Consider the following 8,047-nt stretch of genomic DNA (forward strand, 5'->3'; position numbering starts at 1 on the left):
CAAGCTTTACGATGTAAATCGAGAATCTGCAAAGGTTCTAGCTGCAGGATTTTTTGCAAAATCTTCGTTTCGCAAAATTTTCATAGCCAAACAAAGAATCTATAGAAATCTTGTCGAAGATCTTTAATTCTATTTCTCGAAGTTAACTATTTTTTAAGGAGTGTTGGAACGCTAGATCTGTCATCGACCCGTACCGTGCTGTCATTGACGAGGAAATTCTCGATTTCAAATGCCTTTTTTTCGATTCAAGGATTTAGATAACATCTCCCGTTGCCGTCATTTGAAATTTTCTCGTTTTTGCTGTGAAAATCTTTCATTCGAAGATTTTGCAAATCACTTCGTCACAATATCCAGCCTTCATCATCACTCCACGGCCACCTCCACCGGCTCATCCAGCTCCAGCAGATTCGGCTCTACCCGGCAGTCATATGCCAGCACCTTCACACCGGCAGCCTGCGCTTTCTGCAAAGCCTCTCCGAAGGCTTCATGCGTTCGCCAGTTAGGCTCTACCCGGCGTGCTCCCTTCATCTGGATCACAAAGAGGATCCCTGCTTCAAATCCCGTTTCATGCGCCCGGATCAGCTCTTCCACATGCTTCACACCCCTCTGCGTCGGAGCATCAGGGAAACGGGCAACACCGTTCTCTTCCAGCGTCACCCCTTTGACTTCCAGCAGAAATTCTTTGCCGCAGCAGTCCTTTCCATAAAAATCGATGCGCGAATCACCATAAGTATACTCTCCGCGCAGTTCCACAAGCTCATCCATCCCGGGAAATTTCAGACGTCCGTTCTGCAAAGCTTCCGCCGTCACTTTATTAGGTGCCTGAGAATCCATATTGATCAGGATGTTTTGCTTTTCCACCGCGATCAGCGAATACTGCAGCTTACGGCTTCCCATTCTCCCTTCAAAATCTTCTACGTATACCACTGCTCCGGGAACAAGAAGTTCCCGACACCTGCCCGTATTCTTTACATGCGCCTTAACGACCGATCCGCCCAGCTCCACATGGGCGATAAAGCGGTTAGGTCTTTCTAAAAAAATCGCCTTTCGGATATTCTGATACTGCATCCAGCACCTCCCGGATTTCATATAACCTATTTTCTGTGAATAATCGAAAAATCTCCGAGGCATCCGCCGCGGAGATTTTTCACGTTACGTTCGACTTTCGCTGTCAGTTTCCCTTCCTGATGCGCCAGGGTGAACTGCATCTTTTAAGTCATCCTCCCAAGTTTGATCGCAAAATATAAACTAATAATGTTTCAGTAAAATTTTTTTGCCGTGACTGTAATATACCCCATTTTAGAGAGCCTGTCAACAGGCCTTCAAGGCATGCTTTTTCCTTCCGCATCACCGGGGCGCCATGCCGCTAAATCCATTGCAATTACTTGATTTCAGCGTTTTTATCCGTTAAAATCCACGGATGAAAATTCACACTTTTTTCGCGGAAAACCCGAGGAAACTTTGCATCAGTAAAAGGTCACTTTTCCGGCTCAATCGTTGCACCTGCCCACTTGTAAAAAACGGACTTTTAACCCCGCCGTCATTTTTATGTTGCCTTATGTTGCCTTATTTTTTATAATAAAAAAAGGAAAAAATTTTTTAAAGGAAATGAATTATGTATGTAAGCATCGCTTCCCGCACAGGCGGCCGGAAATATCTCTCTATCGTTCATGGATACCGTGACGAAAACGGCAAAGTCCGCAAGAAAACCATCCGGTCTCTTGGCTATCTGGACGAACTGGAAAAAGAATACGAGGATCCGATCGCCCATTTCAAATCAGTTGCAAAAGAAATGGACACGCAGCGAAAACAGGAGACCTCCGGCTACGATCTTTGCATCAATCAGCAGGAAAAGCTTTCTGTCGGCACAGACAACATGAAAAACTTCGGCTATGCCGCCCTCAGCAAGATCTACCACGAACTGGAGCTGGATTCTTTTCTGAAAAACCGACAACGCCATACCGAAGACGCTTTTGATGCCAATGCGGTTTTGCAGGCTTTGACGTATCTTAAAATCGTTGCTCCGGCAGCAGACAGCACCTTCTTTATCGATCGCGAACTCTTCTTCGAAAAAAACAGCGGAACGGAAGACGAGTTTTATCAAGGGCTGATGTTCCTCTATCATCTGAAGCATCCTCTTCACAGCTGGATCAATGAACATATCACAAAAACAGGCATGCGCGAGGATACCATGGTGTACTACAGCATCCACAATTACTGTTCTCCCAGCCACGTTATCCGGATCGGCGTGTTCACCGACCGTGCGCTTATGCCTGTGACGTACGACCTGTTCCCGTGCACCAGCAACTATACGTCCACCTATAGGCCAAATTTCCCGGAAATAAAAAAGCGCTTCCATATGAAGCGCATGATCACAGTTTCCAACAAGGCAGTCAATAACGGGGACAATATCTGGAAAATCCTCAATACACCGACCCAGGACGGCTACATCTTCAACATACCGGCGCACAGCGCTGACCGGGAACTGAAGCAGTACATACTGAAAGATGACGGCTACGAATGGGTGGGCGAAGACTACAAACGAAAATCTCGCACATACTCACGCCTCATCGATATCACGCAGGAAGATGGGCGGATCATAAGTAAGGTCATCAAAGAAAAACAAGTTATATTCTATAGCGAAAAATATGCTAAGCGTGCCAAAGACAGCTTGCTGGACGGCTACCACATCCTGCTGACAAGCGAATGCGAGGAAAGCGATGATTCGATCATCGAAATGTACCGCGGTCTCTGGAAAGCCGAAAAAGCCTTTCACCTGACAAAGCAGCAGCTGGAAGCAAGGCCTTCCTGTATTTCTGTCCACGACTTCATCGAGATCCATCTGCTGTCATGCTTTACCGCTATGGTGCTGATGAGGATTTTGCAGCGAAAAGCAAAGGATCGCTACTCCATCGCACAGCTGAAATACTCCCTCACCCGTGCTAACTGTATCCACATCCAAGAAAATCTTTATCTGTTTTCCTATTACGATGAAGTGCTGCAGACACTGACGGAAGTGACCGGCGTACCCTTCTCCCAGAAGATCCTGCCTCTGGGAGAAATCAAGCAGCTGCTGGCCAATACTAAAAAATAACGATATGGTGCGCTTCCTATACATTAAACAGGAAGTGCATCACATCTCCGTCTTTTACCACATATTCTTTGCCTTCGGAGCGGATCAGCCCCTTTTCCTTGGCTGTCGCCAGGTTTCCGCCACATTCTACCAGCTTGTCGTAAGCGATGGTTTCTGCGCGAATAAAGCCCTTCTCAAAGTCGGTATGTATCTTGCCGGCTGCACCAGGTGCCTTCGTTCCTCTCTTGATAGTCCATGCTCTTACTTCCGGTTCTCCCGCCGTCAGGAAGGAAATCAGATCCAGCAAATGATAGGATGCCTGCACCAGCTTGTCCAGTCCGGATTTTTCGATTCCCAGTTCTTCCAGAAACATAGCTTTCTCATCATCATCCAGTTCTGCCATTTCCGATTCGATCTTAGCACAGACTACCACAACATCGGAGTTTTCCGTTGCCGCGAACTCTCTGACCTTGCGAATATATTCATTATCCTCGCCTGCCGCGTCGTCCTCGGAAACATTTGCAGCATAGATGACCGGCTTGTAGGACAGCAGATCCAGGCTCTTTACGAATTCCGCTTCATCCTCTTCCAGTTCCATGGCTCTAGCGGATTTGCCCTCTCCCAGAAATGCATGCACCTTGTTAAGAAGATCCAGTTCTTTCTGCAAAGATTTATCCCCCTTCAGGTTCTTGGTGGTCTTCTGGATACGGCGTTCCAGCACTTCCATATCGGAAAGGATCAGCTCTGTATTGATGGTTTCGATATCCGAGATCGGATCGATCTTGCCATCGACATGCACGACATTAGGGTCTTCGAAACAGCGTACGACATGCACGATAGCTGCCACCTCACGGATATGGCCCAGAAACTTGTTGCCCAGGCCTTCGCCCTTGGATGCGCCCTTTACGAGTCCTGCGATGTCATAAAACTCGATCGTCGTGTAAATCGTCTTCTTGGAATTGTACATTTCGTGGAGCACCTTCAGACGCTCATCAGGAACTGTTACAACACCTACATTCGGTTCGATCGTGCAAAACGGATAGTTTGCCGCTTCTGCTCCTGCTTTTGTGATCGCATTAAACAAAGTACTTTTGCCAACGTTCGGCAATCCTACGATTCCTAATTTCATAATCTTATTCTCCTCGTTATTATTCTATCAGCAAAACCGAAAGCTTTATGCCGTTCGGTCAATCTTTCTCCCGCGGTTCCTAAGGATAAAATATCCTGCCAGACACACCACAAAAATCACGAAACTGATCACCTGTGCCTGCTTAAACGGTCCGACCATCAAACTGTCTGTCCGAAGGGCCTCCACAAAGAATCGCTCCACGGAATACAGCATTCCATAAAGACAGATCGTCTGCCCTTCAAACGTTCTTCTGTTATCCATGTAAAGGAGAAACAGAAACAGCAGAAAGCACCATATGGACTCGTACAAAAAGGTCGGGTGATACGTCTGTCCATTTACTGTCACCGCCCACGGCAAATTGGTCGGACCGCCATGGGCTTCAGAATTGAAGTAATTCCCCCACCTTCCTATAGCCTGCGCCAGAGCAACGCACGGAGCTGCCAGATCCAGGATGTTCAGCGGGCGGATCTTCCAGATCAGGCACAGTACGACTGCCGTTCCCAGGCCGAAAATCAGACCGCCATGGATCGCCAGTCCGCCCATACGGATATTGACGATCTTTGCCAAGTCTCCCGCGTACATAGACCAGTTAAAGATCACATAGTACAGCCGTGCTCCCACGATCGCCACCGGCACACTGATAATAACAAAATTCAGGATCCTGTCTCCATCCAGCCCATGCTTCGGTGCACGCCTCATGCAAACTATGGTCGCAAGAGCAATCCCTGCAGTGATCAGTATCCCGTACCACATGATATCAATATGAAAAATTGTAAACGCTACTGGATTCGGTATCGGCATAAAACCTCTCTGCCTCCTGTAATATAATCAACGGTTTTATTGTATCAAAAAAGGCGGGAACAATGCCACACCTTTTTCTAATATCCTGATTTTTCTCTATACAAAGTCCTCTGCACTACTATTTCGTCTCTACATCCGCCGGATCGGTTGCCAATATCAGTTCCGCAGAATCTCCCATGAGATATACTGTATAAAGCTGCGACTCACCATCGTTGTGATCCTGAATAAAATCATCTGCAGAAACAACGTTAAGCTCTTTACCCTTCTGGCAGGCAATACGACCTTCTGCACCAAGAGTCACATCCTTGGCAACATTATTGTCTGCAATATAATAGCCATCTTTATATTCAGAACTTGCTACTACCTGACGCTCAGAAATATGTACACTGTAGTCACCTTCCCCCAGCTTATCCAGAGTTACATAACCTACTACCGTCTCTGCACCATCGTTCAGGAGCTGCTGCGAATAATCTTCCTGCAAATACTTGCCTGTGATCTCAGGTTCTTCGATCGTCGAACCTGATTTCTCTTCTCCGCAACCGCAAAGAAACAGCATCATCGATAAACACAGAACCAGACTTAAAACAACATACTTAGATTTTCTTCTCATTTGTTTGCTCCCCTATTACTTTTCCTATAGCATTACTCTAATCTATCTTTATCTTACACTGTTTCTTGACGCTTTGCAACAGAATGATTGGCAGAATTTTTTAATATTATACTTTTTTTGTGAATTTCGTATGACAATGAGGACAGCTGATATTGATTTTGCCTGCACCCTTGGGCACGCGAAGCTTTTCCCCACATCCGGGGCAGCGCAAAATCTTATGGGTGTTATCCTTCGTCCGAGGAGTCTGTCCATACGGATTCCCGGCTCCCCTGCCAAATTTAGAACGAACAGATCCTGCAAACTGCAGATATCGCTGGTTCTCAGCCGCTCTCCTGTTTATGTTCCTTGAAAATGCACGACAGTAAATATATATCAGCAAAACAACCGCAAGCCAGTTGATGATCCGCATACGCAAAAATAAATTTGCCGCGATCAAAATCAATGCAACGATCGACAATGTACGATTCATCTGATCCATACCGTACCTGCCCCGCATCAGATTTGCCATCCACATATTGAATCTACCCATGAAAAACCTCCTGTGCCGCTTCAACCGACTTCATCGCATCCTTACAATAATAATCCGCTCCGATTTTTTCTGCATAATCCGCCGTCAGTACAGCACCTCCTACCATTACCTTACAGTCCGGAGCCGCCTCCTTGACAGCCACGATCGTTTCTTCCATGCTCTTCAGCGTCGTCGTCATCAGCGCACTTAATCCTACCAGTTTGATATTTTTTTCTTTTACCGTCTCAACAATGGTTTCCGGAGGGACATCTCTTCCCAGATCGATCATCTGGAATCCGTAATTCTCCATGATGACTTTTACGATGTTTTTTCCGATGTCGTGAATATCTCCTTTTACCGTGGCGATCACTACCTGTCCAAGGGAAACCGTCTCTTTATCGCTTTCTGCCAGCTTTGTCTTGACGATATCGAATCCAGCCTGTGCTGCCGTTGCTGCCTGCAGCATCTGCGGCAGGAAGATCGTTCCCTTTTCAAATCCCTGCCCCACTTTATCCAGTGCCGGGATCAGAAAGTCATTGACCAGTTCCATCTCCGTATGATCCTGCAAAAGTTTTTCCACGGCAACTACCGTATCAGCTTTCATGCCTTTTTCGATACAATAAAATATATCATGACTTCCATCTCCATTTGCAGAAGATCCTGTGACAGCTGTGTCTTTTTTCTGTGAAATTTTTGAAGTCTCCAGTGCCGTATCCCCGTAGCGTTCAATAAATGCCATCGCATTTTCATCAATATTATGCAGCACGTGAAATGCGAAGATCGAAGCCATCATATCCTCACTGTTAGGGTTTATGATAGGCAGATCCAGACCGCATTCCATCGCCATCGTTAAAAACGTCCTGTTGATGATCGGACGAAGGGGCAGTCCAAAGCTGATATTGGAAACACCCAGCGCTGTCTTAAGCCCCAGCTGTTCCTTGACCATCCGTACTGCCTTCAACGTTTCCACGACTTCTTTCTGCTGGGCAGACGCCGTCAGCGTGAGGCAGTCTATGATCACATTTTCCCGCGGGATACCATACTCAAGTGCACGCTCCAAAATACGCTTCGCAATAGCAAACCTATCCTCCGCCTTATTTGGGATCCCGTTTTCATCAAGGGTGAGGCCAACCACCGCTGCACCATATTTTTTTACCAACGGAAGAATATTTTCCATGACCTTCTCTTCTCCGTTTACGGAGTTTACGATCGCTTTTCCGTTATACACACGAAGAGCTGCTTCAATAGCCTCCGGATTTCCCGAATCGATCTGCAAAGGAAGCCCCGTGATCGACTGAAGCTTTTTGATCACCAGCGGCAGCATCTTTACATCATCAAGAGACGGAACGCCGACATTAACATCCAGGATCTCCGCCCCGGCATCGATCTGTTCGATCGCCTGCGATAAAATATAATCAAAATCCTCGTCAAGAAGCGCCTGTTTCAGACGTTTCTTCCCAGTTGGATTGATCCTCTCTCCAATTACCGTAACGTGATCTACCGTTACCACAGTGTTCCCGCTGCAAACCTGCAGCGTCTTTTTCTCTTCCGAAGGCTTTGCAGAATCTTCTGTTCCGCCGAACTTTGCAGCGATCTCTGCCAGACCTTCGATGTATTCCGGCGTCGTTCCGCAGCATCCACCGATCAGTTCAATTCCCAACTTCAAGAAATCTTCCATCTTCTCCACAAACTGATCACAGGTGATATCATATGCTCCCGTTGCCGGATCCGGCAGGCCTGCATTCGGTTTGATCACCAGCGGCAGATCCGTCAGGCTCCGCAGCTTTTCTGCCATCGGGAAAATTTCCACCGGTCCCAGAGAGCAGTTGATCCCCATGGCATCCACGCCGAGACCTTCCAGGGTAAGCACCATTGCTTCCAGGCTAACGCCTGTAAATGCTGTCTCTTATACACATCTCCGAGCCC

General features: G+C 47.0%; 7 protein-coding genes. 1 reads left to right on the forward strand and 6 read right to left on the reverse strand.

The window, feature by feature from the left end:
* Positions 1-363: 363 nt before the first annotated feature.
* Positions 364-1,068, reverse strand: a complete 705-nt coding sequence (gene sfsA / locus H8876_RS04005) for a DNA/RNA nuclease SfsA (RefSeq protein WP_249286634.1) — start codon at positions 1,066-1,068, stop codon at positions 364-366.
* 547 nt (positions 1,069-1,615) lie between these two features.
* Here sfsA and H8876_RS04010 point away from each other — a divergent pair.
* The gene (locus H8876_RS04010; protein ID WP_249286635.1) at positions 1,616-3,094 is read left to right on the forward strand and encodes a hypothetical protein; all 1,479 of its coding nucleotides are present in this window, start codon (positions 1,616-1,618) and stop codon (positions 3,092-3,094) included.
* 16 nt (positions 3,095-3,110) lie between these two features.
* On the opposite strand, the gene ychF is transcribed toward H8876_RS04010, so the two are convergent.
* The 5 genes from ychF to H8876_RS04035 form a co-directional block, all read right to left on the reverse strand.
* On the reverse strand, positions 3,111-4,202 hold the full coding sequence (gene ychF / locus H8876_RS04015) for a redox-regulated ATPase YchF (RefSeq protein ID WP_177265747.1): 1,092 nt from the start codon (positions 4,200-4,202) through the stop codon (positions 3,111-3,113).
* Positions 4,203-4,247: 45 nt separating this feature from the next.
* Complete coding sequence (gene lgt, locus H8876_RS04020) at positions 4,248-5,003, reverse strand: prolipoprotein diacylglyceryl transferase (protein ID WP_249286636.1); 756 nt, start codon at positions 5,001-5,003, stop codon at positions 4,248-4,250.
* A 118-nt stretch (positions 5,004-5,121) separates the two neighbouring features.
* Positions 5,122-5,613, reverse strand: coding sequence for a hypothetical protein (locus tag H8876_RS04025; protein ID WP_177265745.1), 492 nt, complete (start codon positions 5,611-5,613; stop codon positions 5,122-5,124).
* A gap of 106 nt (positions 5,614-5,719) precedes the next feature.
* A complete protein-coding gene (locus tag H8876_RS04030) occupies positions 5,720-6,142 on the reverse strand; it encodes a zinc ribbon domain-containing protein (protein WP_249286637.1) in 423 nt (140 codons plus the stop codon).
* Positions 6,135-8,003: a dihydropteroate synthase gene (locus H8876_RS04035; protein WP_283241748.1), complete on the reverse strand. Its 1,869-nt coding sequence runs from the start codon at positions 8,001-8,003 to the stop codon at positions 6,135-6,137. The genes H8876_RS04030 and H8876_RS04035 overlap by 8 nt, the downstream gene beginning before the upstream one ends.
* Positions 8,004-8,047 lie beyond the last annotated feature (44 nt).

This window comes from Lentihominibacter faecis (genome assembly GCF_014306095.1).
Lineage (GTDB): Bacteria > Bacillota > Clostridia > Peptostreptococcales > Anaerovoracaceae > Lentihominibacter > Lentihominibacter faecis.